This window comes from Persicirhabdus sediminis, assembly GCF_016595495.1.
In the GTDB taxonomy this organism is placed as follows: Bacteria; Verrucomicrobiota; Verrucomicrobiia; order Verrucomicrobiales; family Akkermansiaceae; genus Persicirhabdus; species Persicirhabdus sediminis.
Genome location: NZ_JAENIM010000030.1, coordinates 1 through 649 on the forward strand (window position 1 = coordinate 1; position 649 = coordinate 649).

Consider the following 649-nt stretch of genomic DNA (forward strand, 5'->3'; position numbering starts at 1 on the left):
AAAAGCGTAACCCAAATCTGTAGAGACTTCCAAATCTCGCCCAGCCAATTTTATGCCTGGAAAAAGAAGCTCCTTGGGGACGCAGAGAGTGACCGAGCCTCAGGCGAGGGCATGAACGAAGTCCCCAAGGAGGCTTCGGTCGCAGAGTTAGCTGAGGAAGTTAGGAGGCTGCGCCAAGAGCTAGCCAAGTCACAGCGCCGTGAAGAAATCCTAAAAAAGGCTGCGCTCATATTGGGAAACGATCCTCACAACAATATGAGCTAGTTCAGAAAATGAAGGATCAGGGTAACTATTCGGAGCTAGAGCTGTGCGCAGCTTTCGGCGTTTCAAGAGCTGGTTATAGGTACTATGTTAGCCAGCCGTCAACTCAGAGAAAATGCACTCAGTTAGAATTGCTTGCAGAAATTAAAGCCATACATAAAGACCACAACCTTAAGGTTTATGGCTCGCCTCGAATGACTAAAGAGCTACAGGCCAGAGGCTGGAAGTGCTCTGAAAATACCGTAGCCAATATAATGCGCCAGCACCGCATTGTTGCAAAGCCAGCTGGGCGTTTCAAACCACCCAAAACCACAACTGTGGACAAAGAGGCCAAGTACAGCCCTAACTTATTAGAAAATCAACAATCAGACCGCTTTGCTAAAGTGCT

2 protein-coding genes are annotated in these 649 nt (G+C 47.9%); both read left to right on the top strand.

The window, feature by feature from the left end; genetic code table 11:
- Positions 1–264, top strand: a 264-nt coding sequence (locus JIN82_RS05725; RefSeq protein WP_200310682.1) for a transposase, incomplete at its 5' end; no start/stop codon positions are given.
- A gap of 8 nt (positions 265–272) precedes the next feature.
- A partial coding sequence (locus tag JIN82_RS05730; protein WP_234041795.1) for an IS3 family transposase occupies positions 273–649 on the top strand: 377 nt, incomplete at its 3' end.